Below are 24,992 nucleotides of genomic sequence, written 5' to 3' on the forward strand. Positions count from 1 at the left end.
GGGCAAGCTACGGTCGCGCGGCATGGCAGAAATATTCCAACCGTTGCGTTCCTTCGCGCCCCCCTCTGTCCTGCCGGACATCTCCCCCACTTGGGGGGAGATCGGATGTCATCCCGGCTTTCGCCAATCTCCAACGTTGCAGGATTGAGCGAAGCGCCGAGGTTGCTGATCTCCCCTCTTGTGGGGGAGATGTCCGCCAGGACAGAGGGGCGCGCTGTCCCGCCGGCGTCAGGGAGAAGGGCGCGCTGAGATCGCGGCTCACGCCAGCGCCTCGTCGACGATGCGGCCAAGCTCGGGCGCGATGTAGGACAGATCCTCCTCGTCCTTGATCAGCACGCCGATGGCGCGGCGGAAGGCTTCCGGCCAGGGGCTGCCGCCTTTTTCCAGGATGGTCGCGGCATTCGCCCATTCGACGGCCTCGGCGATGCCGGGCGGTTTGGCGAGTGGACGCGCGCGGATGTTCTGCACGGCGGACGCCACAGCGCGTGCCGTTGCCTCTGCGACATCGCCGGCGCGCAGCATGATGATGGCCGCCTCGCGCTCGGCATCGGGATAGCCAATCCAGTGATAGACGCAACGCCGCCGGAGCGCTTCGGCGAGTTCGCGGGTGCGGTTGGAGGTCAGGATGACGATCGGCTGTGCGGTGGCGCGGATGGTGCCGCGCTCGGGAATGCTGATCTGGAAGTCGGAAAGAAACTCCAACAGCAGCGCCTCGAATTCGTGGTCGGAACGGTCGATCTCGTCGACCAGCAGGATGCGCTGCTCCGGCGCCTTCAGCACCTGCAGCAGCGGGCGGGCGATCAGAAAGCGGTCGTCGTAGATATCGACTTCTTGCTCGCCGGCATGGCGGATGGCGAGCAGCTGGCGCTGGTAGTTCCACTCATAGAGCGCATGTGCGGCGTCTATGCCTTCATAGCATTGCAACCGCACCAGATCGCGGCCGAGCAACTCGGCGATTGCCTTGGCCGCTTCCGTCTTGCCGACGCCCGGAGCGCCTTCGAGCAGCAGCGGCTTACCCAGCCGGATCGCCAGGAAGATGGCCGTCGCCAGGCTTTCATCAGCCAGATAATGCGAGGCAGCGAGGCGCTCGGCGACCGCTTCTGGCGAAGTCGCGACCGTTTCGGCGTTTACCTCGGGCATGTCGGTCCTCAGGTCGTCGCTTGCGCCTTGAGCGCGCGCAAAATGCGTTCCGGCGTGATGGGCAACGTGTCGATGCGCACGCCGACAGCGTCGAAGACGGCATTGGCGACCGCCGGAATCTGTGGATTGGCGCACATTTCGCCAGGCCCCTTGGCGCCGTAGGGACCATCTGCCGAGGGCCGCTCCAGCACGATGATCTCGGTCTCGGCGAGATCGCCGGGACCCGGCATCAGGTACTGGTTGAAATCGGTGCCGCCATGGTCACGGTTGGGATAATAGGGTTCGGTCGCTTCGTAGAGCGCGTGGCTGATGCCCATCCACGAGCCGCCGACCAGCTGCTGCTCGACCATTTTCGGGTTCAGCGCGCGGCCGATCTCGAAGACGTTCTTCACCGTCAGCACGGTGACTTCCCCGGTCTCGTCGTCGACCTCGACCTCGGCCACCGTGCAGGCATGCGCATAGCAGGTCGATGGCTTCATCGCGCCGGTCTCCTTCTCCGGATAGGAGCGCGGGATGAGAAACATGCCGCGTCCCGAGATCGAGCGGCCGCGCTTGAAATGCGCCGACAGCGCGACGTCGAAGATCGAGATCGATTTCTGCGGCGCGCCTTTGACCAATATGTTGCCCTGGCCGTCGGTCTCGAGGTCGGAGGCGTTGACCTCCAGCTCCTCCGCGGCCACTTCGAGCATCACCTGGCGGGCTTCCTTGGCCGCCTGGATGACGGCGTTGCCGGCGCGGTGCGTGCCGCGCGAGGCGAAAGTGCCCATGCAGTGCGGGCCGGTGTCGGTATCGGCGGTGTCGACGACGACGCGGTCCGTCGGCACGCCGATCGTCTCAGCGCAGATCTGCGCCATGATCTGCTTCATGCCCTGGCCGAGATCAACCGATGACAGCGTCACCATGAAATTGCCGGTCGGGGTGGAGTGCACCAGCGCCTGGGTGGGGTCGCCGCCGAGGTTCATGCCCGTGGGATAATTGATCGCGGCAACGCCGCGCCCGCGCCTGATCGCCATCTCAAGCTCCCTTCGCGTAGGAGGACATCGCCATGTACTTCTCGGCCACGGGCCAGTTGGCCGCGCGCGAGGCTTCCTGCATGCACTCGATAAGGGCCGCCCCTTCGGTCGGCTGGCGATGCGCCTTCATATCGCCGTCGCGATAGGCATTGATAAAACGGAATTCGAGCGGATCCATGCCGATCAGCCGCGCCAGCTTGTCCATCTGCACCTCCAGCGCGAAGTCGCCGATGGTGACGCCGAAGCCGCGCATGGCGGAGGAGGGGGTGCGGTTGGTGTAGACGCAGTACGTATCGATCCAGACATTGGGGATGGTGTAGGGGCCGGGATAGTGCCCCGCGCCCTTCTGGGCGCCATAGGGCGAATGGCGGGAGTAGGCGCCGGCGTCCGTGTAGCCGGTGACCTTGCGGGCGACGATGCGGCCGTCCTTCATCACGCCGTCCTTGATGACGACCTTTTCGGCCGCGCGAGGTGACGAGATCTGCATCTCCTCCTCGCGGCTGTAGATGAAACAGACTGGTCGTCCGGTTAATTTTGCGCCGAGAATGGCGATCGGTTCGACCATGACATCGACCTTGCCGCCGAAGCCGCCGCCCACCGTGCCGCCGACGAAATGCAGCTTGCTGCCCGGCATCTGCAAAATGATCGACGTGTTGTCGAGGGTGAAGAACATCGCCTGCGTGTTGGTATAGCAGGTGAAGCGGTCATTGCCCTCCGGTGCCACGATACAGCCGGTGGTCTCGGTCGGCGCATGCTCGATCGGCGAGGAATGATAGCTCTGTTCGAGGACGTAGTCGGCCTCGGCAAAGCCTGTCTCGACATCGCCGAAGCGCACCTTGCGGCACTCGCCGCTGTCATAGAGATAGTAGTTCTGGCCGTGATATTCGTTGACGAGGGGCGCGCCGGGCTTCAGCGCTTCCTCCATGTCGAAGACGGCCGGCAGCACCTCGTAATCGACCTTGACCTTGGCCGCGGCTTCCTGGGCGGCGCGCTCCGTCTCGGCCAGCACCGCCACCACAGCCTCGCCCTTCCAGCGCACCTTGCCGTCGGCCAGAACCGTCTCGTCCTCCGGCCCGATCTGGATCAGGATCAGGATGGTGTAGACATTGTGCGGGACGTCCCTGGCGGTGAGAATTTTCACCACGCCCGGATGTTTTTCCGCTTCGGAGGTATCGATCGACCGGATGCGGGCATGATGGTGCGGGCTGCGCACCATCTTCAGATGCAGCATGCCGGGAAAGTTGCGGTCGGCGAAATAGGCTGTCTTGCCGGTGACATGGCCGGGCGAATCCGAGCGGGGCCTCGGCTGGCCGATCTCGTTGAGGTCATCCTTGCGGACGTCCGAGAAATAGCTTTTGCGCAGTTCCATCTTGCTTCCCTCAGGCCGCGTTCTGCGAGTTGGCGCGAGCGGCGGTGAGCACCGCCTGGATGATAGGCTCGTAGCCCGTGCAGCGGCATATGTTGCCCGACAGCGCTTCGACGACGTCGTCGCGGCTGGGATTGGGGATGTGGTCGAGCAGCACCTTGGCCGCCATGAGCATGCCCGGCGTGCAGAAGCCGCATTGCGTGGCGAAGGCGTCGAGGAAGGCGCGCTGGAGAGGATGCAGAACGCCGCCTTCGGCAAGACCCGACGTGGTGGTGATGGCAGCGCCGTTGCAGGTTTCGGCGAGCGTCAGACAGGACAGCCGGAGCTCACCGTCGATGATCACCGAGCAGGCGCCGCAGGTGCCCTGATGGCACCCGCCCTTCGGCGAAGTGTCGCCGATCTTGTCGCGCAAGGCGTTGAGCAGCGTGGTGCCGCTGTCGATGAATTCGGCCTTTTCAGAACCGTTGAGCGTGAATTGAACCGGGACCTTCGCCATTCTTCCTCCTTGCGCGCCTGCCCCGCAGGGCAAGCGCGCGCCCCCGAAACTAGCTGAGCAGCAGCCGACCAAGATGAACCGGCAGCACTTGCGCGCGATACCAGGCGCTGGCGATCGGGTCGGTAATAGGTTCGATGCCGTCGTTGGCGGCAGCCAGAGCCAAAGCGACGCCGTCCGCGTCCAGTGTCCTGCCGAGCAGCGCTTTCTCGGCTGTCTTGGCTCGCATCGGCCGGTCGGCCATGCAGCCGAGCGCGATCCGCACCGAGGATATTGTGCCGTTGCCGGCCTGTTCCAGGATAGCGGCGATACTGAGCACCGAGACGCCCTTGGGCTTTACCCGCGAGACCTTCACGAATCGAAAGCTTCCCTGTGCCGGCCACGTGAAGCTTACAGAGGTGACGATCGCGCGGCTCCCGTCCCGCTTGGCCAGAAAGGCTTCCATCGGCATTTCGCCGTCATTGGTGCTCACGATGGCGTCCAGCGCCAGCAGGGCGACCGCGAAATCGCCATAGGGACTTGGCGCAAACAGATTGCCGCCGACGGTCGCCATGTTGCGGATCGCCGGACCGCCAACGGCACGCGCGGCCTTGGCAAGCTGGCTGAGCTCGGGATGGCGGGCGATCGCCGCCATGGTCACCGAAGCGCCGATGCGGATCGTGCCGCCGGAGACCGCGATGGCCGACAAGGCCGGGTCGGTCGACCTGACAAGGCCGGAGACCGAAACATCGCCTTCATTGGCGGCGCGCAAGACGAGCGTGCCGCCGCCGAGATAGCGCGTGCCGGCGGCTTTCAGCGCCGCGCTGGCGTCTTTCACCGTTGCAAAACTCTGCAATGCCAGCGCCATGGCCCGCTCCTCAACCCTGGCCGGCGAAATGGTTCTTCAGGGCGTTGAAGCCGCCCTGGAAGACATTGGCGCCCATGCCCTCGGCCAGCTTGTCGGCTTCTTCGGGTGCTGCGTCGAAGCTGGCGGTCCATTCGGCATAAGTGCGGTCGCCGTCGGTGACGCGCCGCAATTGCAGCGTAGCCTTGTGGTTGGTGAGCGGCTGCGGCGTTTCCAGGATCGAATAGCTGACGAGGAAATTCTCATCGGAGAAATCGAGCAGCTTTTCGCGCAGCCGCGCGCCGCTGGCCAGTTGGAAGTTGCGCACGCAGCCGATCGTGGTGGCGTCCTTGCCGTCCTCGATATGGCTTTCGACCATGCGCGGATGCCAGCTCGGCAGTCCGTTGAAGTCGCGGATGCGCGCCCAGACCTTTTCGACCGGCGCGTCGATGACGGTGGAGATGGTGACATCAGCCATATGCTCTTTCCCTTGCAAACGTTCTGCTTGGGACGGTAGGCCGACCGTGGTCGCGGTGCTTATCAATGCGTCTTGGGCACGTATCAATCAGTCTGAAAATAGCCGGTTTCCGGCCCCTCAGGACACGGCTCGCGCCGCTTCGCGATAGAGCGTCGGCGGCACGCCGACATGGTCACGGAAGAAACGCGAGAAATTGCCCTGGGTGGTGAAGCCGAGATTGCAGGCGACCGATATCAGCGGCTCATGCGACCACTGGAGCTGGCGCACCGCTTCCTCCATGCGCAGCGTGTTCCAGTAGACGTTGGGCGTCAAACTGGTCTGTTCCTTGAACAGCGCGAAGAAATGCGGCCGCGAGAGGCCGACGCTGCGCGCCACGTCATCGAAGGAGATACGCTCGCAGACATTGGCTTTCATCAACTGGATCGCCTTGCGGACGCGGAAATCCTGCACGGTGTTCACGCGGCCGCGCGGCTCCTGCGGAGCCGAAGCGTCGGCGGCATCGAGCACCGAATCGATGAAGCGCTCGATCTCGTAGTTGGCGACATCGTCGATGCTCTCATTGTCGGTCAGATGATCGAGCAGGCTGGCAGCAGCCTGGTGCAGCCAGGGTTCGAGCGTGATTGCCGCCTGCGTGAAAAGCGGCGCGGACGATGGCAGGTCACGGCGCCGCCGTGCCCAGTCGGGGTCGATGTAGAAGGCGAGGAACAGGCCTGGTGTGCCGTCCTGCGACAGCACATGGCTGTGCGGCTGCAGCGAGTTGATGCCGGCAGCCGTGCCAGGCCCAAGCAGAACCGTCTCACGACCGATGGTCATCTCGCCGGCGGTGCCTTCCAGCCAGATGATGAGATGTGCCTCGACATGGGCATGGGTGACGAAGTCGCTCGCGACATTCAGGACAGAAACATGTCCGAACCGGCCCCAGTAGAGCCTGATCGCTTCCGTCATGGGTATATCCTCCCGCAGGCGACTGGCCTCCCTTCGCCTGCTTGGGGATTGTGCGGCCGGTTTTCCGTATCCGTCAAGGCATAGCCGCACGGCCGGTATTTGCGGCAGGCCGCTTCAGCCGATTTTCAGACTGAGCGATAGGACCCGAATGAACGGCGCTTCGGCAAAGACAGGCTTTTAATCGCTGCGCCTGAAGTTGCGGATGCGGTCGAACAGCACCGCCAGCAGGATGGCGCCGCCGATGAAGGTGCCCTGCCAGAAGGCGTTGATACCGAGCAGGCCGAGGCTGTTGCGGATCACCTCGATGAGGGCGGCACCCACGATGGCGCCGAAGGCGGTGCCGACGCCGCCGGCGAGATTGGCGCCGCCGATGACGGTGGCGGCGATGACCTGCAGCTCCATGCCGTTGCCGAGATTGGTGGTGACGGCGCCCAGCCAGCCGGTCTGGATGATGCCGGCAATTCCCGCCGACAGCGCCGAGATCATGTAGACGGCGACCTTGATCTGGCGCACCGGAACGCCGGTCAGCGTCGCAGCATGCTCGTTGCCGCCAATGGCGAAGATATGCCGGCCGAACTTGGTCCAGCGCAGGATGAAGCCGGTGATCAGCGCCAAAAGGATCATGTAGAGCACCGGATTGGCGATGCCGAAGAGCCAGGCGCCGCCGCCCAGCGCCAGCAGCTTGTCGTGATCGGGCCCGAACTGGAAGACGACGGTGTTGTTGGAGGCGACCATGGCGAGGCTGCGGGCGATCGACAGCATGCCGAGCGTCACCACGAAGGGCGGAAAGCCGAGATAGGCGATCAGAATGCCGTTGAAGCCGCCGATGACGAGTGCGGTGGCGATGGAGGCCAGGATGCCGACTTCGATCGAAAACCCGGCATGCATGGTAACGGCCAGCACCATCGAGCAGAGGCACAGCACCGAACCGACCGACAGGTCGATGCCGCCGGTGATGATGACGAAGGTCATGCCCAGCGCGACAATGGCGACGAAGGTGACGTTGCGGGTGATGTTGAAGAGGTTCTTCGGGGTGGCGAAGGCATCCGTGGCAAAGGACAGGAAGATACAGGCGAGGATGACGGCGATCACCACCCAGAACGTCTGGCTGGAGAGCAGCCGCGACAGAAAACTGTGCTGTTTCTGCGCGATCGTCTGATCAAGGGTGACTGCCATTATCGACCTTTCCTGCCGGCAGCGAAACGCGCCAGCGCAATGAATCCGGTTTTGCCGCTCTCACACCACCTGCTCGATGGCGCCGGTGATCAGCCCTGTGACCTCCTCGGGCGAACTCGAGGCGATCGCCTTGTCGGCGACTTTCCTGCCGCGCCGCATGACGATAACGCGGTCCGCGACGTCGAAAACGTCGGGCATGCGGTGGCTGATCAGCACAACGGCGATGCCCTGGTCGCGCAGATGGCGGATCAGGTTGAGGACCTCCGCCACCTGGCGAACCGAAATCGCCGCCGTCGGCTCGTCCATCAGCACGATCTTGGCTTGCGACAGCATGGTGCGGGCGATCGCCACCGCCTGGCGCTGACCGCCGGACATCTGCTTGACGAGGTCGCGCGGGCGCGTCTCGGACTTGAGCTCGGCGAATATCTGGCCGGCGCGCTTGTACATGGCGGCATAGTCGAGGATACGGAAGGGCCCGACGCCGCGGCGCAGTTCGCGGCCGAGATAGACATTGGCCGCCGCCGTCAAATTATTGCACAGCGCCAGATCCTGGTGGACGATCTCGATGCCGTGCTGGCGGGCCTCGACCGGCTTGTGCAGGATCAGATCCTTGCCGTCCATCTGCATGGTGCCGTGGCTCGGGCGGAAATTGCCGGCGATCATCTTGACCAACGTCGACTTGCCGGCGCCGTTGTCGCCCATCAGGCCGACGACCTGGCCGGGCTCGATCGACAGCGACACGTCGTTCACCGCCTGGATGGCGCCGAAATGCTTCGAGATGTTGGTGAGTTCGAGAACCGCCACCAGCCTTTTGCCTCCCATGTCTGGCCGTCTGTCCCGGGAAGGGGCGACAGCTTCGGTTCGCTCCCCCAGCTCCTCCCCGGAAGCAGCGACGCGGTCATTTACGCAAATGCCTGCACGGGCGTCAATTGTCTGACGAATAAGATTTGGGCAATTGTCGGACGAATGAGATCCTGCCTTTCTGGAAAAATCCGTTTTGTAGGACAAATAGCAATTGACGTTGGCGGCAAGCCGTTATTAGTTGAGCGTCGGAGGAAGATATGCCGGCTTTGACGACGTCGTTTGGCGGCGCAACCGGTGGAGGATTACCGATCGTGCCGGCATCGTTGCCGGCCTGGTCGCATCTGAAAATGCTTATCGGCCTGGCCTGACGGCACGAGCGCTTGCTTCTGTCATCTCGCATCAGGGCGATCTGTGTGGCGGGCACGCCGTGTCCGTCTGTTTCCAAGGGAGGACTGACATGAGGAAAACAGTTTTGCTCGCCGCCGTCGCCGCCATGGCGTTGGGCGCCGGGCCGGCTTTGGCCAAGAAGCAGCTCGTCATCGTGGTGAAAGGTCTCGACAATCCGTTCTTCGAGGCCATCCACCAGGGCTGCGAGAAATGGAACAAGGAAAACGCCAGCTCGGAATATGAGTGCTTCTACACCGGTCCGGCGTCGACTTCCGACGAGGCCGGCGAGGCGCAGATCGTGCAGGATATGCTGAGCAAGCCCGACACGGTGGCGATGGCGATTTCGCCGTCCAACGCGCCGCTGATCGCGCAAACGATCAAGAGCGCCAACCCGTCGATCCCGATCATGACCGTCGATGCCGACCTTGCCAAGGAGGACGCAGCACTTCGCAAGACCTATCTCGGCACCGACAACTATCTGATGGGCAAGAAGATCGGCGAATACATCAAGAAAGCCAAGCCGAATGGCGGCACGATCTGCACCATCGAGGGCAATCCGGCGGCCGACAACATCCTACGCCGCGCGCAAGGCATGCGTGACGCGCTGTCGGGCAAGGAAGGACTTGCAGCCCTTGCCGGCGAAGGCGGCTGGACGGAAGTGGCTGGCTGCCCGGTGTTCACCAATGACGACGGCGCCAAGGGCGTGCAGGCGATGACCGACATCCTTGCTGCCAACCCCAAGCTCGATGCGTTCGGCATCATGGGCGGCTGGCCGCTGTTCGGCGCGCCGCAGCCCTATCGCGATCTGGTCGGACCGCTGAAGGACAAGCTGGCCAGCAACGACTTCGTCATCGGCGCCGCCGACACGATCGGCGACGAGGTGGCGATCGCCCGGGATGGCCTTGTCACCGCGCTGGTCGGCCAGCGGCCGTTCGAGATGGGCTACAAGGCGCCGTCCGTGATGATCGACCTGATCGAAGGCAAGAAGGTCGACGATCCGGTGTTCACCGGCCTCGACGAATGCACCAAGGATACGGTCGACACCTGCATCCAGAAGTAGGCGTCTCGATCGGGGCGCTCGCCAGCGGGCGCCCCGCCACCTCTGCTGACGAACAGGGACACGCATTTCAGGGGCAGCGGCTCCGGCTTTGGCGCGCCCGAGGTTCGAATTTTTCGGCAATGGCATCGGCGGACCGACAGTTCCTGACCGGAACAGGTACGGCCGACGCATTGGAACGTGGATGCCGGACGAGAAGTCAAACAAGCGCGCCATTCGGACCAAGGCACAGGCCGGCCGCCGTCCGGCCGCCATGCGCCGGCCCGATGCGGCGCACTTTCCCGGTGCCAGCGTGCACGCCTCGCTGGCCAGCGAGATCGGGCTCAGGATCGTGCGCGGCGACTATCCGCCCGGCACCATCCTGCCCAACGAAGCCCAATGGTCGCAAACGTTCAATGTCAGCCGCTCGGCGGTGCGCGAGGCGATCAAGATGCTGATGGCCAAGAGCCTGTTGGCGTCGCGCCCCAAGATCGGCAGTTGGGTCGAACCGAAGGAGCGCTGGAACCTGCTCGATCGCGACGTGCTCGCTTGGTACGCGACCGCGCCGGACCGGGAGGTGTTTCTGCGGACCGTGCAGGAGTTCCGTCACATCATCGAGCCGGAAGCGAGCGCCTTTGCCGCGGTGCGGCGCAGCGACGAGCAGATGGCCGAGATCAGCCAGGCCTGCCGCGAGATGGGCGAGGCGGCAAGCCTGCAGGAGCGCATCCGCGCCGACACGCGCTTTCATCTCGCCATCCTGCGGGCCTCCGGCAACGACCTGCTGGTGCCGCTCGGCGTGCTGATCGAATCGGCGCTGGATCACCTCTTCGTCTTCACGACTCAACAGGTCGGCGACCAGCGGCGGGCACAGAAGCTGCACGAGGCGATCGAGAAGAACATTCGTTTGCAGCGACCCGCGGCGGCGCGCAACGCCGTGCACAAGCTGCTCGCCGATACCGATGAGAGGGTCGGAAGGGGGCGGGGGTGACCGGCGCTTGCGCTTGGTGATCGCCTTTCCCCGGGGCAATGCGTAGCCCTTCGTCGGCCCTTCGCAGGCTTAAGGCGTTCGAAGCTCGAAAAGCCAAGCTGTTGGCCCTTCATCCGCTGCGCGGACCGCTTCTCACCCCTTAAATCGTCTGTTTCTTTCCATCCTTCATCGGCATCAGGTCGACACCGTTGACCTTGCCGATATGGGTGGCCAGCATCGGCACGTACTGCTCGGCCGGGCCGGTGGCGAAGGCCCCGGCGAAGGCGTTCTTGGTGGCGTTGCCGAGCGGGTTGGCGATGCCGGCAGAACCCGCCATCGATTCGAGATAGGTCAGGTCCTTAAAGGCGTTGGCGACGGTGAATTTGTGGGCGTCGCGATCACCCTCCAGCGTCCAGCGCATGAAGGTCTGGTAGAAGCCGCAATCCATGCGGCCGTTGCGGATGACGCTGTCGAAACGCGCCGGCGATATGCCGACCTTCTCGGCCAGGGCCAATGCCTCGGAATAGATCGCGGCATAGCCCAACGAGACGAAATTGTTGAGCAATTTCATGCGGTGGCCGTCACCTGTGTCGCCGATATGGACGATACGGCCGGCCCAGGTTTCGATCACCGGTTTGACCCTGGCAAAGACGTCGTCGGGGGCGCCGACCATGGCGTCGAGCGTGCCTTCCCAGGCCTCCTTGGGCGTGCGGCTGAGCGGCGCGTCGACATAGTCGACGCCGAGCGCCTTGAGCTCGGCGGCGAGCGCCACGGTCGAGACGGGGTCGGAGGTAGAGCAGTCGACGACGACCGCGCCTTTTTTCAGTCCCTCCTTGAGACCGCCGGGGCCGCGAATGATGGCTTCGACCTCGCTTGAACCGGTGACGCAGATGAAGACGATTGTCGATGCCGCCGCCACGTCGCGGGAGGTCGCGGCTTCGTGGGCGCCCCGGCTAGCCAAATCCTCCGCCGGCTTGCGGTTCTTGCGGCCGAGGAAGGTCAGGTGATAGCCTTTGTCGACGATGTTCTTGGCGATGCCATGGCCCATCAGGCCAAGGCCAATGAAGCCGATCTTCTCGCTCGCTGCGGTCGTGTTCATGCTGTCTGTCCTGTTTTGCGATTATCGATAATGTCGCTGCTGTTTTAGCCGTATGCGGTTGCAGAAAGCAATATTGTCTGACAATACACATAATCCCAGGGCTTTCGTGGAGACCAGAATGACGAAACGGATCATGTTCACCGGCGGTAGCGGCAAGGCTGGGCGCCACGTCGTGCAATATCTGGTGGAGCAGGGCTGCCAGGTGCTCAACATCGACACCAAGCCGCTCGACAATCCCAAGGTGCGCACGCTAATTGCCGACATCACCGACAGCGGGCAGGTGTTCAACGCGCTGTCGAGCTATGCGGGCCTGCATGAATTCGATCCGTCGCTGCGCCCGCAGCCCGTCGACGCCGTGGTGCATTTCGCCGCCATCCCGCGCATCATGATCACGCCCGATAACGAGGTGTTCCGCATCAACGCGATGGGCACCTACAATGTCATCGAGGCGGCGGTGAAGCTCGGCATCCGCAAGGTGATCATCGCCTCCAGCGAGACCACCTACGGCCTGGTCTTCGCCAACGAGCCGCGCGCGCCGAAATATTTCCCGCTCGACGAAGAATACGACGTCGATCCGATGGACAGCTATGCCCTTTCCAAGGTCGTCAATGAGAAGACGGCACGGGCTTTTGCGCAGCGCGACGGTACCGACATCTATGCATTGCGCATCGGCAACGTCATCGAGCCGCACGAATATTCGCTGTTTCCGAAATGGTTCGCCGATCCGGGTTTCCGCAAGCGTATCGCCTGGAGCTATGTCGATGCGCGCGACCTCGGCCAGATCACGCTGCGCGCCATCGAGAAGGATGGGCTCGGCTACCAGGTGTTCAACGCCGCCAATGACGACACTTCGTCGGATCTGCCGACCGCGGAACTGCTGAAGCGCTTCTATCCCGGCGTGCCGGTCAAGGGTGAGCTCGGCGAATTCGAGACGCTGTTGTCCAATCGCAAGGCGCGCGACATGTTGGGCTTTCGGCCGGAACACAGCTGGCGCAAATACGTCAAGATCGCTTGAAAACAGGCGCCGCAGGGGTTTTGAGTTGTGCACAGAAGCCGGCTTTGCGGGTGAACCCGCTTGCCGTGCTTGACACCCTGCTCAATCCGGACTTTCTGGAGCTATGCGGGACGCGAAGCCGAACAAGGAAAAATCGCCGGCAAAAGGGGGATCGGCCGAGCGTCAGGCCGGCGTTCGCCGCACCGATGCGGCGCGCATTCCGGGTTCCAGCGTGCACACCTCGCTGGCCAGCGAGATCGGGCTCAGGATCGTGCGTGGCGACTATCCGCCAGGCACCATCCTGCCCAACGAAGCCAAATGGTCGGAGACCTTCAGCGTCAGCCGCTCGGCGGTACGCGAGGCGATCAAGATGCTGATGGCTAAAAGCCTGCTCGCCTCGCGCCCCAAGATCGGCAGCTGGGTCGAGCCGAAGGAGCGCTGGAATCTGCTCGACCGCGACGTGCTCGCCTGGTACGCGACCTCGCCGGATCGCGAGGTATTTCTGAAGACCGTGCAGGAATTCCGCCACATCATCGAGCCGGAGGCGTCGGCTTTTGCCGCCATGCGGCGCACCGACGAACAAATGGCCGAAATCAGCCAGGCCTGCCGCGAGATGGGCGAGGCGCCAAGTCTGCAGGAGCGCACCCGCGCCGACACGCGCTTTCATCTCGCGATCCTGCGGGCGTCTGGCAACGATCTCCTGGTGCCGCTCGGGGTGCTGATCGAATCCGCCTTCGACCATCTCTTCACCTATACGACGCGGGAACTCGACGATTTGCAGCACGCACAGAAGATGCACGAGGCGATCGAGAAGAACATCCGCCTGCAGCGGCCCGACGCGGCGCGCGCCGCGGTGCGCAAGCTGCTCGCCAACACAGACGACGTGATCAGGTCACGATAACGCGTTCCAGGAACCCGTTGCGCGACTTTCTGCCTACCCTTCCTTCTCACGTCCGAACGCCGCGCGCAGTTCGTCCTTGGCGTCCTCGAGGACCTTCTTCTGCTTCGCCGGCAGGTTCTTGCCGGCACGGTTGATGTAGAAGTTCAGCATCGACATGGCGGACTGGAACGGTTCGGCCTTGCGCCGGTCGCTGTGTTCGGCCGACCGCTTGAGCGAAGCCGCGATCTTCTTCGGGTCATGGGATTCGAAGACATGGTCTTCGAGATCCATGGCATTGCTGTGCTCGGTCACCTCAGCCGACCATTTCCGTTTCGCGGTCATGGCAATCTCCTTCGCGTTGAGCTGATTGCAAAACGTCATTCGTCGTCGCACGTTCCGGTGAGCCCGGAACCGACGAACTCTGGAACCATGGAATTACCCATGTGGCGCTGCTCGGCGCGGCGAATGCGTCGATAGTGGCGAAAGGACCGTCGGCCGCTAGGCCGCATGACCGCGACAACGGTCAATGTCGATGACGGAATGGGAAACAGCTTGGCCTCGATCTTCTCCTCACCAGCAGCCGGTAGTGCCGTCGTCGACAGCTCGCATGCATGGATACGGCTGGCGGTATCGATGCTTCTATCGACGGTCGGCGGCGTCGGCATGTGGGCCGTGGTCGTGGTGCTGCCGGCCGTGCAGGCCGAGTTCGGCGTCGACAGGGCCGACGCCGCGCTGCCCTACACCGCGACCATGGTCGGCTTTGCCGCCGGAAACGTTCTGGTCGGGCGCGCTATCGACCGTGTCGGCTACTGGATCCCGGCGCTTGTTTCCTCGATGGCGCTGGTTGCCGGCTTCCTGCTGGCGGCGCTGTCGACCTCGATCCTGCAATTCACGCTCGCCCAAGGCGTGCTGATCGGGGTCGGCACGTCGGCGATCTTCGGGCCGCTGATCGCCGACATCTCGCACTGGTTCAACCGACGTCGCGGTGTCGCCGTGGCGGCGGCCGCGGCCGGCAGCTACCTCGCCGGAACGATCTGGCCGACCGTCATGCCGCCCCTGATGAAAGCGGAAGGCTGGCGCTTCACCTATGTGGCCATCGGCCTCTTCTGCCTGGCGACCATGGTGCCGCTGGTGCTGATGCTGCGGCGCGGCGCGCCGATCGCGGTCGCCGGTTCCGCGGGCAGCCGGCTGGTGCAGCCGATCTCGCTGTCGCCGACGGCACTCCAGGTGCTGCTTGTCATTGCCGGTCTCGGCTGCTGCGTGGCGATGTCGATGCCGCAGGTGCATATCGTGGCCTACTGCATGGATCTTGGCTACGGCGTCGCGCATGGCGCCGACATGCTGTCGATCATGATGGCGGCCGGCGTGGTCAGCCGCGTGGCCTCGGGCTTCGTCGCCGACCGCATCGGCGGGGTGAAGACCCTGCTTATCGGCTCGGTGCTGCAATGCCTGTCACTGTTCTTTTACATTCCCTTCGACGGGCTTGCCTCGCTCTACGTCGTTTCGCTGGTCTTCGGCCTGTCGCAGGGGGGCATCGTGCCCTGCTATGCGATCATCGTGCGGGAATACATGCCCGCCAGGGAGGCCGGCCAACGCGTCGGCATCGTCATCATGGCGACCATTTTCGGCATGGCGATCGGCGGCTGGATGTCGGGCTGGATCTACGACCTGACCGGCTCCTACGCCGCCGCGTTCCTGAACGGCATCGCCTGGAACCTGCTGAACATCCTGATGATGGTGCTGGTGCTTTGGAAGGCAAGACGCGGCGCGACGGCAATGGCCTGAGGCAGAGCGGAAGCACTCGCCCGCAAGCGCCCGGCTTGACAACGGGCCGGGGCTGCGCGACGCCAGAGGCGAGCGGGTGTGGCACAGGCTGGTGAGATGGCGACAGCAACGTCGATCGTATTGCGGCAGCGCCTTGGCGGCCACCCACCGCATGGGGCCTGTCCTTGATCAAGCCGCGCTCGCGCCGAGGCGGCGGCCGCCCGACCATATCAGACGTCGCGCGTAAGGCCGGCGTAGGCGCAATCACCGTGTCTCGCGCCTTGCGCGAGCCGGAGCGGGTCTCCGAGGACCTGCGTCGCCAGATCCACGCCGCCGTCGACGAACTCGGCTACGTGCCGGATCCCAACGCACGGGCGCTGGCCTCGGCCCGCGCCGAGGTGTTCGGCGTGCTGGTGCCGTCGCTTACCAACAGCGTCTTTGCCGAGGTGGTGCGTGGCATCTATGACAGCTTGTCCGACAGCGCCTTCCGCATCCAGCTCGGCAACACCCACTATTCCGGACTTGAAGAAGAGCGGTTGCTGCAGGTGTTCGGGCCGCAAAGGCCGGCGGCGCTGATCGTGGCCGGCATCGACCAGACGCCGGCCTCGCGAAAATTGCTGGAGAACGCAGGCTGCCCGGTGGTGCAGGTTATGGAAACCGGCCCCGATCCGGTGGATATGATGGTCGGCTTCTCGCATCTGGACGGCGGCAGGGCGGCGACCGAGCATCTGATCGAAGCGGGCTACCGTCGCATCGGATTCATCGGCGCGCGCATGGATCCGCGCTCGCAGCGACGCCTGGCCGGATACCGCATGGCGGTGGAGAAAGCCGGCCTGTTCGATCCACGCCTGATCACCACCACGCCGGTGCCGTCCAGCGTGACGCTGGGGCGCGAGCTTTTCCGCGACGCGCTGGCCAAGATGCCGACGCTCGACGGCGTATTCTGCAACAATGACGACATCGCGCTAGGCGCGCTGTTCGAGTGTCATCGCGCTTCGATCGATGTGCCCAAGAGGATCGGCATCGTCGGTTTCAACGATCTCGACATGATGCAGGTGGCGTTTCCCTCGGTCACCAGCATCCGCACGCCCCGCTACGAGATCGGACGGCGGGCGGTGGCCATGGCGCTGGCGGCGATAGGAGGCGAGCCGCCGCAGCAGCGCGTCGTGGATCTCGGTTTCGAACTCATGCGCCGCGAGAGCACGGCGCGCTGAACACACTTTCGCGATCAGGAGAAAGGGCGCTTTACACAGCACTCTTGGTAGCGCTACCATCACTATCGGACAGGGAAGAGAATGCAACGGCACGCAGCCTGTCTATTATACATAAGCGACAACTAATTCTTGTTTATTATGTATAATATGCTATTTTCCCCAACAGCCTGGGAACAACGGGGAGGAGGCATCGCATAGGCCATTGGCCATCGGAAAGGCAGGTAGGGCAAGGCAGGAGGAGCCGGAGCCGACCGTGCGAAATTCACATCGCGAAACGACATCAAAATTACAAAATGGGAGGATTATCGATGATCAAGTCACTGGTGGGTGGCATCATTGCCGCCAGCGCATTCGTCATGCTCAACTCGGCCGCCATGGCCGCCGGCCCCGAGATCGTGCCGGGCCCGGCCGCCCAAGCCGACTGCTTCGCGCCCTGGAGCGCGGACACGAAATTCTTCAAATATCCCAAGAAGGAAGGCCCATACCGTATCGCCTTCGCCAATGGCTATATCGCCAACACCTGGCGCATCCAGATGGTGCAGACCGCAAAGGCCTATGCCGCCCAGCCGGATGTCAAGGCCAAGATCAAGGAATTCAAGGTCGTCTCGACCGGAGAGGACGTGCCGGCGCAGATCTCGGCGATCAACAACTTCATCGATTCCGGCTATGACGCCATCGTCACCGACGCGCAGAATCCGACCGCCTTCGGCCCGGTCATCAAGCGCGCCAAGCAAGCCGGCATCGTGCTGGTCGCCTTCGACAACATCCTCGACACGAAGGACGCCATCAACGTCAATGTCGACCAGAAGGGGCTCGGCGAATTATGGGCCAAATGGCTGGTCGAGAAAGTGCCCAATGGCGGCAAGATCCTCGAAGTGCGTGGGGTGGCCGGCACTTCCGTCGATACAGACCGCCACAACGGCATTCATGAGGTGCTCGACGCTTCCGGCAAGAAATGGGACGTCACCGAAGTTGCCGGCAAATGGGACGACGGCGTGGCACAGAAGGTGACCGCGGATGCGATCGCCACAAATGGTCCGTTCGACGGCATCACCGGTCAGGGCGGTGACACCGGTATCGTGCAGGCGATGATCGACGCCAAGCATCCCTTCGTGCCGTTCGGCGGCGAAACCGAGAACGGTTTCCGCAAGTTCTGCGCGGCGCATTCGGCCGACGGCCTGAAGTGCACCTCCGCCGGCTCGGGGCCGGCCCAGGTCGCCGTCGCCATCAAGGCGGCCATTGCGGCGCTGGAAGGCGAGGTGGTGCCGCAAGAGGTGAAGCTGCCGCTGGCCGTCGCCTCTGATCCGGACATGAAGGAAGGCACGGATTACTTCCCGAAGGAGTCCGACAATTTCTTCGTCGGCAACTCCTTCCCGACCTGCGGCATCAACTTCAGCGCCCAGGAGATCATGGGCCAGACCAAGGAAAACCAGTAGTTCCGCTGGATGCCATTTCGGCGCTGCGGCTAACCCCGCGGCGCCGGTCCCCGAATATACGAGCGCCCTGGGAGGGTTGATGGACGGTGCGGCTCCGCTCTTCCGCATGGAAGGCATATCGAAGCGCTATGGCGGCGTGCGGGCGCTGGAGAAGGCCGAGCTGTCGGTCGAGGCCGGCAGCATTCACGCCATCCTTGGCGAGAACGGCGCCGGCAAATCGACACTGATCAAGATCATGGCGGGGGTCGTTGCGCCGGACGAAGGCCGCATGCTGCTGGACGGGCGCGAGGCGACCTTCGCCTCGCCGGGCGCCGCGAACAAGGCCGGCATCGTCTGCATCTTCCAGGAGTTGTCGCTGATTCCCGAACTCAGCGTCGCCGATAACATTGTCATATCCGATCCGCCGAAGCGTTTCGGCATGATCGACCGCAAGGCGCAGCGGCGCATCGCCGAGGACGCGCTGGCGCGTGCGGGAGCATCCGACATCCATCCGCTGGCACTGGTCAAGGACCTGCCGCTGTCGCGCCGGCAGATGGTCGAGATCGCCAAGGCATTGGCCAGGAAGCCGCGCATCCTGATCCTCGACGAGGCGACCTCGGCACTGACGGCGGCGGATGTGTCGAAGATCTTCGCCGTGCTGAAGCGGCTGCGTTCGGAAGGGCTGGCGCTGCTCTACATCTCGCACCGCATGAACGAGATCGCCGAATTGGCGGACCAGTGCACGGTTTTCCGTAACGGCCGCAATGTCGCCAGCTATCCCGCCGGCTCAAAGAGCGACAGTGAAGTCGTCGAACTGATGATCGGGCGCGAATACAGCCACATCTTCCCGCCCAAGCCGACATTCGCGCCGGCCGTCACGGCGCCTGTGCTCGAAGCCCGCAAGCTGTCCTGGACGGATCGCCTGGATAACATCTCGCTCTCGGTCAGGGCAGGCGAGGTGGTTGGCCTCGGCGGCCTCGACGGGCAGGGCCAACGCGAATTGCTGCTCGCCTTCTTCGGCGTCCTGCGTGGCCTTTCCGGCCAGATCCTGGTCGACGGCAGGCCGGTCAGCATCGCCAGCCCCGCCGCCGCCCGCGAGAACGGCATCGGCATGGCGCTCATTCCCGAGGATCGCAAGACCGAAGGCCTGATGCTGCCGATGACGGTGCGCGAGAACCTGTCCTTCGCCGCGCTCGACCGACTGTCGAAAGGCGGCATCATCGACCGCGCCGCCGAGCAGCGGCTGATCGACGACATGGTCGGCCTGCTGGCGATCAAGACGGCCGGCCTCGACATTCCGGTCGGCGCGCTCTCGGGCGGCAACCAGCAGAAGGTCGTCATCGCCAAATGGCTGATGCGCCAGCCGCGCATCATCCTGCTCAACGATCCGACGCGCGGCATCGATGTCGGCACCAAGCAGGAGCTGTATCAGCTGATGCGCAAGCTGGCGGACGCGGGGGCGGCAATCCTGTTCTATTCGACCGACTATGACGAGCTGATCGGCTGCTGCGACCGTGTGCTGGTGCTCTATGACGGGGCGGTCAAGCGCGAACTGGTGGGCGCAGAAATCACCGAGCGGGCGCTGATATCAAGCGCGCTCAACATGCCTGGCGGGGATAGCCCGGTGAAGCAGGGAGCGAACGCGTGAAAGGGATTTTGGCGTGAAGGATTGGCGCTACTGGTTGGCGGAGCAGCGCGGGACGCTGCTGGCGCTCGGCATCTTCATCGTCATGTTCGTCATCTACACCGCGAACCATCCGGCCGGCTTCACCGCCAATGTCGTGCAGACGGCGGCCAACAAGGGCGTGCTGCTGGCCTTCGTCGCCATGGCGCAGACGCTGGTGGTGATCACCGCCGGCATCGACCTTTCCGTCGGCATGATCTTCCTGTTGACCAACTGCCTGGCCTCGTGGCTGGTGGTGGGCACGCCGATGCAGACGGCGCTTGGCGTGTTGGCGGTACTGGCCGTCGGACTGCTGTGCGGGGCGATCAACGGCGCCATCGTCATCTACGGGCGGCTGCAGCCGATCGTCGCCACCATCGCCACCGGCGCGGTCTATTATGGCATCGGGCTTCTACTGCGGCCGTTCCCGGGCGGATCGGTCAACGAGGATCTGGCCGACGCGCTGACGGGCCGTGTGTTTGACGTGGTGCCGGCCAGCATGGTTGTGCTCCTGGCCGTCGTGCTGGTGATCTGGGTGCCGTTCAGCCGCTCGGTGCTCGGCCGCGCGGCCTATGCGGCGGGGTCGTCGGAAATGGCGGCCTACATGTCAGGCGTGCCCATCCGGCGCGGCAAGTTCGCAGCCTATACGCTGGCGGGGCTGCTGGCCTCAATCGGCGGGCTGTTCCTGACGTTCTTCACCTATACGGGCGAAGCGGCCTATGCCAGCGGCAACTCCTACACGCTGTTTTCCATCGCCGCCGTGGTGCTGGGCGGCGTCTCGCTGTTCGGCGGCAAGGGGAGTGCCGTCGGCGCGATCTTCGGCGCGCTCGCCTTCCGCACCATCGGCGATCTCTTGTTCGTCTTCGATTTCGACCCGCTGTGGCAGCCGCTGTTCCAGGGCGTTATCCTGCTGATCGCCGTCAGCCTCGGCGCCTTCGCCCTGTTTAGGGTCCGCAACCGGTTGGAGTGGTTCCTGTGAGCGAGACGACATTGGGCGGCATCGCCGGCCGTATGCCGAAATTCATTCGCCGCGCCGATCCCGCGGTGTTGACGGCCTTTGCCTGCATCGTGGTCCTGCTCCTGCTGGGCAGCCTTTATTCGCGCAGCTTCCTGTCGCCTGAATATCTCTTGCAGCAGCTCAAGGTGGCCTCTTTTCTCGGCGTCATCGCTACCGGCATGATGCTGGTCATTCTGCTCGGCCAGATCGACCTGTCGGTGCCGTGGTCGGTGGCGGCGGGCGCAATGATGGCTTGCGCCGCGGCCGCCTATGGCCCGGCCGGCGTTGCGTTGGCCATTCCCTTCGGCATCTTGTGCGGAGTGCTGATCGGCATCGTCAACGGCATCGGCGTCGCCTATCTGCGCATTCCCTCCATGATCATCACGCTCGCCACCAATGCCGTCGCGCAAGGGCTGATGGTGGTCTACACCGGCGGGTTCTCGCCCCAGGATTCGGCCACCGGCGCCATGCGCTACCTGGCCACCGGCTTTGCCATTCCGGGAGTTCCCAACGCGGTCATCATCTGGGCGCTGATCGGCGCCGCGATGGTGTTCGTTCTGACCCGCACCGGCTTTGGCCGCACCGTCTACGGCATCGGCAACCGCGAGCGTGCCGCTTATCTCTCCGGCATCGACACAAGGCGCGTGGTGATGATCGCCTTCGCCGTCTCCGGCGGGCTCTCCGCCTTCGGCGGGGTGCTGCTTGCCGGCTACGCCTCCAAGGCGGCGCAGTCGATGGGGGACGCCTATCTCCTGCCGTCGATCGCGGCCGTCGTGCTGGGCGGCACCTCGATCCTTGGCGGGCGCGGCTCCTATCTCGGCACTGTCGCAGGCGTTATTCTGATCACGCTCCTGCAATCCATATTGTCGGTCATGCAGATGCCGGAGGCGGGTAGGCAGATCATCTATGGCGTCGTCATCGTCGCCATGCTGCTGCTCTACGGCCGCGCGCCGGCAAGCCGCTAGACCATCGTGGCGGAAAGGACAGATCAATCGCCGACCGGCGCCAGCGGGCAGGCGCCGGTCATCGTGGCGATGGGCGTCGCCGGTTGCGGCAAGTCGGCCGTCGGCATGGCGCTGGCAGAGAGACTGGGCGCCGTCTTCATCGAAGGCGACCGGCTGCATCCGCCGGAAAACGTCGCCCGCATGGCCAGAGGCGAGCCGTTGACGGACACTTTGCGCGAGGGATGGCTTGACGCGATCGGCGAGCGCATCGCGGCCTCGGCCGGCAAAGGGCAGGGCGTGGTCGCCGCCTGTTCGGCGCTGAAGCGAAGCTATCGTGAACGGCTGCGCGGCTTCCGCCGTGACATCGTCTTCCTCTACCTGGAGATCGACCCGGCCACGGCGCGGCAGCGCGTCGGCAACCGCAAGGGTCATTTCATGCCGGCAAGCCTGGTCGACAGCCAGTTCGCCATTCTCCAGCCGCCGGCGGCGGACGAGCGGGCGCTGACGCTCGATGCGACGCACCCGATCGCCGAACTTGTCGCCGAGGCGGTGCGCGTGACGCGGCGGTTCTGAACCTTGATCGGCGCCATACCGGCATTCGACTTGCGCCGGCAAATGCCGCGCATGCGCAGGGTCTAGATCTGCGACGTCAACTCGACCGGAAAATCATCATTATCGGCATCGCGCATGGCGGCAAGGCTGCGGTTGTCCAGCACCTCGGCGATTGCCTGGCGCACCTCGAGCATCATGTGCCGGACCTGGCACGTCGCTTCGTCGCAATCCTCGCAGCGCTGATATTGCGTGCGGCTGGCGCATGGGATCGGCGCCAGCGGCCCGTCCAGCACACGCACGACATGGCCGATCTTGATCTCCGAGGCCGGGCGGGCGAGGCGATAGCCGCCTTCCTTGCCTTTGCGGCTCTGGACGAAGCCGGCATTGCGCAACTCGCCCAGAATGGCATCGAGGAATTTCTTGGGAATGTTGTTGGCGACCGCGATGTCGTTGACGAAGGCCAATTGGCCAACCGGCAAGCCGGACAGATGCACGAGGGCCTTGAGGCCGTATTTGCCTTTTTTTGTCAGCATGCCCGAGTCAACCCATGAAGCCCCAACAACCCGCATCTGGCGGCTGTTTGTGTGCAAATGATGACGGGGCTTGTGGAGCGCTGCCGTTTCGCGAACAAGCCGATTTGCCGGCACATTAGGCGCAAACGCGTTGATTCTTCGTAACCTTGTGTGCGGCAGGCGTCGTATTTGCCATGCTTTGCCGCAAACGGAGAAAGCCGGCAAAGCGCCGGCTTTCCTGATTTGCTTATCCCACCCTGCTATCGCGCCGCGAAAACCTTATCGGCTGCCATAGGCCTGGTCGAGCAGGCCGCCGGCGGCGAAATGCTCTTTCTGGATGTTGTCCCAGCCGCCGAAAACGTTTTCCACCGTCAGCAGGCGCACGTCCGGGAAGTCGGCCTTGTGCTTGGCGGCGACGGCGGCATCGCGGGCGCGCAGGCCATTGTCGGCGGCGATGTCCTGGCCTTCGGGCGTATAGAGGAAATCGAGATAGCTTTTGGCCAGATCACGCGTGCCATGTTCGTCGGCGACCTTGTCGACGATCGCCACCGGGAATTCTGCCAGCAGGCTGACGGAAGGCGTGACCTGCTCGAATTTGTCGTCGCCATACTCCTTGCGGATGCCGCGGGTTTCGGATTCGAACGTGATCAGCACGTCACCGATCTCCCGCTGCACGAAAGTGGTGGTGGCTGCGCGCCCGCCCGTGTCGAAGATCGGCACGTTGTTGAACAACTTGGTGATGAATTCCTTCACCTTGGCGTCGTCGCCCTTGAAGGCCTCCTTGGCGTAGGCGGTAGCCGCCAGATAGGTGTAGCGCGCATTGCCCGAGGTCTTCGGGTTGGGGAAGATCACCTGCACGTCGTCGCGCACCAGGTCGCTCCAATCCTTGATGTGCTTGGGGTTGCCCGCCCGCACCAGGAAGGATGGCAGCGAATAGAAGGGCGAGGCGTTGTCGGGAAAATCCTTCTGCCAGTCGGCCGAGACGAGGCCCTTCTTGACCAGGAAGTCGATGTCGGTGACCTGGTTGAAGGTGACGACATCAGCGCCGAGCCCTTCGGCGATGGCACGCGCCTGCGCCGAGGTGCCGGCATGCGACTGGTCGATACTCACACCCGGGTGCTTCTCGGTAAAGGCCTTGTTGACCTGGACGAACAGTTCGCGGCCGACGTCATAGGAGGCGTTGAGAAGCTTGTCGGCAGACCAGGCTTGGGAAGATGCGAGGAACAGGCCGGCGACCGTGGCGACGCCGAGGAGAAATCGCTTCATGAAATGAGACTCCGTCTAGTGCTTAATCGCCCGACCATAGCCCTGCGCCACTGGCCCGACGAGACACCTGCAATGGTTTCGCGCTGCCACCGTAAGAAAAAATGTCGTCACGAGCGCGATCACTAGAATTCTGTTCCGCCCAACGCTTTCTTACTCTTGCACTGCTGGGCCAGCATGCATATACAATATGCATATACAAAGGGAGGCAACCATGCCCCAACACCGCCATTCAACAACACGGCCGTCGAAGGAGGCGAAGCTGTTTCGCAATAACCGCAGCCAGGCGGTGCGCATTCCTGTCGAGTTCGAGCTTCCCGGCGAGAAGGTCCTGATCAGCCGTGAAGGCGACCGCCTTGTCATTGAGCCGATCCGCAAAGCTGGGCTCGGAGCGTTGCTCGCCCAATGGGCAAACGAGCCGCCGCTCGGCCCCGAGGACGATTTTCCCGAAATCAATGATGCGCCGGTCGAATCCGAGGACATTTTTTGATGCGGTTTATGCTGGACACGAACATCATCAGTGACATGATCCGAAATCCGGCTGGCAAAGCCGCCAATGCAGTGGAGCGCGAGGGAGACGACGCCATTTGCACAAGCATCGTGGTGGCCTCGGAATTGCGATATGGCTGTGCCAGGAAGGGATCAGCCAAGCTGCTCAAAAAAGTCGAGCAATTGCTGGCCGAGATTCCGGTCTTGCCGCTCGATGTGCCGGCGGATGCAGAGTATGGCGCCCTTCGTGCAGAACTGGAGGCCGCCGGCCAACACATTGGCCATAACGACCTTTTTATTGCTGCGCACGCCTGCGCTATGGGCATCACTTTGGTAACGGCCAATACGGGCGAGTTCATCCGAATCCGCAACCTGAAGATCGAGAACTGGCTGGAGTAGTGCTCGGTCTACTATCAAGCAGCCGGAAACAGCTTCCAGCGGCCCGGGCGGAACGCTACCCGGCTCTTCTGCGCGGCGGGATGGTCGACGGGCAGCTCGATCTCGACGCGCTGGCGTTCGCCGCCGATCTCGAGTTCCACCCGGCGGGTGCCGGCGACGCGGCGGCTGGCGACCACCGT

The 24,992-nt window shown here is 63.7% G+C and carries 27 protein-coding genes; 13 read left to right on the top strand and 14 right to left on the bottom strand.

Annotated features, from left to right (window positions below):
• Window positions 1-258 precede the first annotated feature (258 nt).
• From LB551_RS29560 to LB551_RS29595, 9 genes are all read right to left on the bottom strand, one after another.
• Window positions 259-1,140, bottom strand: coding sequence for an AAA family ATPase (locus LB551_RS29560; RefSeq protein WP_140553821.1), 882 nt, complete (start codon window positions 1,138-1,140; stop codon window positions 259-261).
• Between the two features lie 8 nt (window positions 1,141-1,148).
• Complete coding sequence (locus LB551_RS29995; RefSeq protein ID WP_263496114.1) at window positions 1,149-2,153, bottom strand: xanthine dehydrogenase family protein molybdopterin-binding subunit; 1,005 nt, start codon at window positions 2,151-2,153, stop codon at window positions 1,149-1,151.
• Between the two features lies 1 nt (window position 2,154).
• The gene (locus LB551_RS30000; RefSeq protein ID WP_263496115.1) at window positions 2,155-3,522 is read right to left on the bottom strand and encodes a xanthine dehydrogenase family protein molybdopterin-binding subunit; all 1,368 of its coding nucleotides are present in this window, start codon (window positions 3,520-3,522) and stop codon (window positions 2,155-2,157) included.
• 10 nt (window positions 3,523-3,532) lie between these two features.
• Complete coding sequence (locus tag LB551_RS29570) at window positions 3,533-4,015, bottom strand: (2Fe-2S)-binding protein (protein WP_224624461.1); 483 nt, start codon at window positions 4,013-4,015, stop codon at window positions 3,533-3,535.
• A 49-nt stretch (window positions 4,016-4,064) separates the two neighbouring features.
• Window positions 4,065-4,859, bottom strand: coding sequence for an FAD binding domain-containing protein (locus tag LB551_RS29575; protein ID WP_140553828.1), 795 nt, complete (start codon window positions 4,857-4,859; stop codon window positions 4,065-4,067).
• Window positions 4,860-4,869: 10 nt separating this feature from the next.
• A complete protein-coding gene (locus LB551_RS29580) occupies window positions 4,870-5,313 on the bottom strand; it encodes an SRPBCC family protein (RefSeq protein ID WP_224624462.1) in 444 nt (147 codons plus the stop codon).
• A 117-nt stretch (window positions 5,314-5,430) separates the two neighbouring features.
• Complete coding sequence (locus LB551_RS29585; protein WP_224624463.1) at window positions 5,431-6,258, bottom strand: helix-turn-helix domain-containing protein; 828 nt, start codon at window positions 6,256-6,258, stop codon at window positions 5,431-5,433.
• 177 nt (window positions 6,259-6,435) lie between these two features.
• Complete coding sequence (locus tag LB551_RS29590; RefSeq protein WP_140553834.1) at window positions 6,436-7,434, bottom strand: ABC transporter permease; 999 nt, start codon at window positions 7,432-7,434, stop codon at window positions 6,436-6,438.
• Between the two features lie 60 nt (window positions 7,435-7,494).
• Window positions 7,495-8,238: an ATP-binding cassette domain-containing protein gene (locus LB551_RS29595; protein WP_140500157.1), complete on the bottom strand. Its 744-nt coding sequence runs from the start codon at window positions 8,236-8,238 to the stop codon at window positions 7,495-7,497.
• 457 nt (window positions 8,239-8,695) lie between these two features.
• Between LB551_RS29595 and LB551_RS29600 the strand changes: the two genes are divergently transcribed.
• Both LB551_RS29600 and LB551_RS29605 read left to right on the top strand, forming a co-directional pair.
• Window positions 8,696-9,685, top strand: coding sequence for a sugar-binding protein (locus LB551_RS29600; protein ID WP_140553836.1), 990 nt, complete (start codon window positions 8,696-8,698; stop codon window positions 9,683-9,685).
• A gap of 181 nt (window positions 9,686-9,866) precedes the next feature.
• Window positions 9,867-10,649, top strand: a complete 783-nt coding sequence (locus LB551_RS29605; protein WP_140553837.1) for a FadR/GntR family transcriptional regulator — start codon at window positions 9,867-9,869, stop codon at window positions 10,647-10,649.
• A gap of 139 nt (window positions 10,650-10,788) precedes the next feature.
• On the opposite strand, the gene LB551_RS29610 is transcribed toward LB551_RS29605, so the two are convergent.
• Window positions 10,789-11,727, bottom strand: a complete 939-nt coding sequence (locus LB551_RS29610) for an NAD(P)-dependent oxidoreductase (RefSeq protein ID WP_224661369.1) — start codon at window positions 11,725-11,727, stop codon at window positions 10,789-10,791.
• A gap of 118 nt (window positions 11,728-11,845) precedes the next feature.
• Here LB551_RS29610 and LB551_RS29615 point away from each other — a divergent pair, with 118 nt between their 5' ends.
• Window positions 11,846-12,742 (top strand): NAD-dependent epimerase/dehydratase family protein, encoded by an 897-nt coding sequence (locus LB551_RS29615; RefSeq protein ID WP_140553841.1) that lies wholly within the window; start codon window positions 11,846-11,848, stop codon window positions 12,740-12,742.
• Window positions 12,743-12,845: 103 nt separating this feature from the next.
• Window positions 12,846-13,622 carry a FadR/GntR family transcriptional regulator gene (locus LB551_RS29620; protein WP_224661370.1) on the top strand — a complete coding sequence of 259 codons (777 nt, stop codon included), beginning with the start codon at window positions 12,846-12,848 and terminating at the stop codon, window positions 13,620-13,622.
• 33 nt (window positions 13,623-13,655) lie between these two features.
• Here the strand turns inward: LB551_RS29620 and LB551_RS29625 are convergent, their stop codons facing one another.
• On the bottom strand, window positions 13,656-13,943 hold the full coding sequence (locus tag LB551_RS29625; protein ID WP_224661371.1) for a DUF3175 domain-containing protein: 288 nt from the start codon (window positions 13,941-13,943) through the stop codon (window positions 13,656-13,658).
• Window positions 13,944-14,141: 198 nt separating this feature from the next.
• Here LB551_RS29625 and LB551_RS29630 point away from each other — a divergent pair, with 198 nt between their 5' ends.
• The 7 genes from LB551_RS29630 to LB551_RS29660 all read left to right on the top strand — a co-directional run bounded on the left by LB551_RS29630 (window position 14,142) and on the right by LB551_RS29660 (window position 22,171).
• On the top strand, window positions 14,142-15,386 hold the full coding sequence (locus LB551_RS29630) for an MFS transporter (protein ID WP_224661374.1): 1,245 nt from the start codon (window positions 14,142-14,144) through the stop codon (window positions 15,384-15,386).
• A gap of 164 nt (window positions 15,387-15,550) precedes the next feature.
• Window positions 15,551-16,579: a LacI family DNA-binding transcriptional regulator gene (locus LB551_RS29635; protein WP_224624465.1), complete on the top strand. Its 1,029-nt coding sequence runs from the start codon at window positions 15,551-15,553 to the stop codon at window positions 16,577-16,579.
• Between the two features lie 308 nt (window positions 16,580-16,887).
• Window positions 16,888-18,015 carry a sugar ABC transporter substrate-binding protein gene (locus LB551_RS29640; RefSeq protein ID WP_140553847.1) on the top strand — a complete coding sequence of 376 codons (1,128 nt, stop codon included), beginning with the start codon at window positions 16,888-16,890 and terminating at the stop codon, window positions 18,013-18,015.
• A 79-nt stretch (window positions 18,016-18,094) separates the two neighbouring features.
• Window positions 18,095-19,642, top strand: a complete 1,548-nt coding sequence (locus LB551_RS29645) for a sugar ABC transporter ATP-binding protein (protein ID WP_224661372.1) — start codon at window positions 18,095-18,097, stop codon at window positions 19,640-19,642.
• Between the two features lie 13 nt (window positions 19,643-19,655).
• Window positions 19,656-20,636: an ABC transporter permease gene (locus LB551_RS29650; RefSeq protein WP_140553851.1), complete on the top strand. Its 981-nt coding sequence runs from the start codon at window positions 19,656-19,658 to the stop codon at window positions 20,634-20,636.
• Window positions 20,633-21,619 (top strand): ABC transporter permease, encoded by a 987-nt coding sequence (locus LB551_RS29655; RefSeq protein ID WP_140553852.1) that lies wholly within the window; start codon window positions 20,633-20,635, stop codon window positions 21,617-21,619. The genes LB551_RS29650 and LB551_RS29655 overlap by 4 nt, the downstream gene beginning before the upstream one ends.
• Window positions 21,620-21,688: 69 nt before the next feature.
• On the top strand, window positions 21,689-22,171 hold the full coding sequence (locus LB551_RS29660; protein ID WP_224661375.1) for a gluconokinase: 483 nt from the start codon (window positions 21,689-21,691) through the stop codon (window positions 22,169-22,171).
• A gap of 62 nt (window positions 22,172-22,233) precedes the next feature.
• Here LB551_RS29660 and LB551_RS29665 read toward each other — a convergent pair whose 3' ends face one another.
• Together LB551_RS29665 and LB551_RS29670 are read right to left on the bottom strand one after the other, a co-directional pair.
• Window positions 22,234-22,683, bottom strand: a complete 450-nt coding sequence (locus LB551_RS29665; RefSeq protein ID WP_006202816.1) for an RrF2 family transcriptional regulator — start codon at window positions 22,681-22,683, stop codon at window positions 22,234-22,236.
• Between the two features lie 258 nt (window positions 22,684-22,941).
• Window positions 22,942-23,928: a sulfate ABC transporter substrate-binding protein gene (locus LB551_RS29670; RefSeq protein ID WP_140553854.1), complete on the bottom strand. Its 987-nt coding sequence runs from the start codon at window positions 23,926-23,928 to the stop codon at window positions 22,942-22,944.
• A 211-nt stretch (window positions 23,929-24,139) separates the two neighbouring features.
• Between LB551_RS29670 and LB551_RS29675 the strand changes: the two genes are divergently transcribed.
• Entirely contained in the window at window positions 24,140-24,415 is a 276-nt protein-coding gene (locus tag LB551_RS29675; protein WP_140553856.1) for an antitoxin, read from the top strand.
• A complete protein-coding gene (locus LB551_RS29680; protein WP_224661373.1) occupies window positions 24,415-24,813 on the top strand; it encodes a type II toxin-antitoxin system VapC family toxin in 399 nt (132 codons plus the stop codon). Before LB551_RS29675 ends, LB551_RS29680 begins: the two co-directional genes overlap by 1 nt.
• A gap of 14 nt (window positions 24,814-24,827) precedes the next feature.
• Here the strand turns inward: LB551_RS29680 and LB551_RS29685 are convergent.
• Window positions 24,828-24,992 (bottom strand): TOBE-like domain-containing protein (locus LB551_RS29685; protein WP_181172643.1); only part of this gene is annotated, 165 nt, incomplete at its 5' end.

Source organism: Mesorhizobium sp. BR1-1-2 (assembly GCF_020165435.1).
Lineage (GTDB): Bacteria > Pseudomonadota > Alphaproteobacteria > Rhizobiales > Rhizobiaceae > Mesorhizobium.